This is a genomic window from Streptomyces sp. NPDC051776 (assembly GCF_040681345.1).
In the GTDB taxonomy this organism is placed as follows: Bacteria; Actinomycetota; Actinomycetes; order Streptomycetales; family Streptomycetaceae; genus Streptomyces.
This window is the reverse complement of record NZ_JBFAYQ010000153.1, coordinates 1-1,911: the sequence shown is the minus strand read 5'-3', so window position 1 is coordinate 1,911 and position 1,911 is coordinate 1. Positions and strand designations below refer to the sequence as shown.

At 39.2% G+C, this 1,911-nt stretch carries 1 protein-coding gene; it reads left to right on the top strand.

What is annotated here, in order from left to right:
* Positions 1-263: 263 nt before the first annotated feature.
* On the top strand, positions 264-1,901 hold the full coding sequence (gene dld / locus AB0M26_RS31825; protein WP_365266500.1) for a D-lactate dehydrogenase: 1,638 nt from the start codon (positions 264-266) through the stop codon (positions 1,899-1,901).
* The last annotated feature ends 10 nt before the right edge of the window (positions 1,902-1,911 follow it).

The following is a 1,911-nucleotide window of genomic DNA, read 5'->3' as shown; positions in this document are numbered from 1 at the left end:
TGTCCTCTCTGTCTTTTTTCTCAATTTTACACTAAAATAGATTTTTTGGAAAACTTTGCAACAGAACCTACTAGACAAAAGATCGGCTCCTAAAAATGGGTTTGTGATAAACACCATTTTAAAGGAAGCTGGTCTTTTTTGTCCGAACAGCGTCGGATTAATTTTACAATCTACCTATTAACCAAAATATCAAAAAAAGCGTATCATTGAAAGCGTAATGATTAAAACGTTTTTTACAAACGTTATAGAGGGGAGAAGTTAATATGGACTTAGTCGAAGAACTAGTCAATGTTGTTGGTAAAAAAAATGTTATTACTAACAAAGCAAAATCTTTACGTTTTAGGAAAGGGTACCGCTCAGGTAAGGGCGATGCAGTTGCAGTCGTATTTCCAACCACTTTAATGGCAATGTGGCGTGTGCTTAATGTTTTGCATGATAACAATATTATCATTATTATGCAAGCAGCCAACACTAGTTTGACTGAGGGATCCGTACCAGCCCCAGGTTATGACCGTTCTGCAGTTGTTGTGAACGGCATGAAAATTAAAGATTTACAGTTAATCAATAATGGGGAACAAGTACTAGCATTCCCCGGTACGACACTGTTTCACTTAGAAAATGAATTGCGACCACTTAAACGTGAACCACATTCAGTCATTGGCTCATCTAATTTGGGTGCATCGGTCATTGGTGGTATTAACAACAATTCTGGTGGTGCTTTGATCAGAAGAGGTCCAGCTTATACAGAGCTATCATTGTATGTTTGGATTGATGAACATGACGAAATGCACTTAGTTAACCATTTAGGCATTGATTTGGGCAAAACGCCCGAAGAGATTATTACTAATTTGCAGAACCGCAATTTTGATTTGAATCAAGTACCAGCTACTGAACATCATGGTTCAATGTTCCATCATGAACAGGTTGTGCGTGACGTTGAATCTGATAAGCCTATTCGATACAATGCAAATCCTAAAGAATTGTATGAAGTATCTGGATCGTCCGGTCACGTTGCGGCATTGGCTGTCCGCTTAGATACATTCCCAATGGATAAAAAAACACAAATGTTTTACATTGGAACGAATAATCCCGATGAGTTGGAAGATATTCGTCGCCATATTATGACGACATTCAAAGAATTGCCTGTTTCTGGTGAATATATGCATAAAAATGCTTATAAATTGGCCAAGAAATATGGTAAAGACTCACTAATTGTGATTGAAAAAATTGGTACGGGTCATTTGCCCCAAATGTTTGCGCTAAAAGCATGGGGCGAACGCTTTTTGAAGCACATTCCGTTTTTCAAACCTTATTTCCCAGATCGTTTGCTTCAAACATTAAGTAATTTATTTCCTAATCAAATACCAAAGCGGTTAGATGATTATTACGAAAAGTACGACCATTACCTACAATTGAAAATGGCTGGTAATGGTATTGAAGAAGCGCGAGAGTATCTCAAATCTTATTTTGACAAAGCCAGTGGCGACTACTTTGAAGCCGATGCCAATGAGACCAGTAAAGCGGCAACTCACCGCTATGTAACAGCTGGGGTTGCGATTCGATATCAAGAATTAAAACAGGATAGTATTGACATTTTGCCACTAGATATAGCGTTGGCAAGTAATGATTATAAGTGGTTCGAGCATTTGCCTAAAGAGATTGAAGACAAAATAGAACACAAAATTTATTATGGTCACTTACTTGATCACGTTATGCACCAGGATTATATTCTAAAACCTGGCGTCGATGCGCATGAACTTAAAAAAGAAATGCTTAAAATTTTGGATGAGCGTCACGCTGTTTATCCAGCCGAACATGACGCCCGTCGATCCGCTGGAGGTCTCCACGACCTGGACCTGGCGCAGGCTGTAACCGGCGACCGCTTAGGCTCGTGGACATGACCGATGCGCG

Bases quoted from the DNA above. Each gene is read 5' to 3' on its own strand.
- dld (WP_365266500.1), top strand. From the start codon at position 264: ATGGACTTAGTCGAAGAACTAGTCAATGTTGTTGGTAAAAAAAATGTT.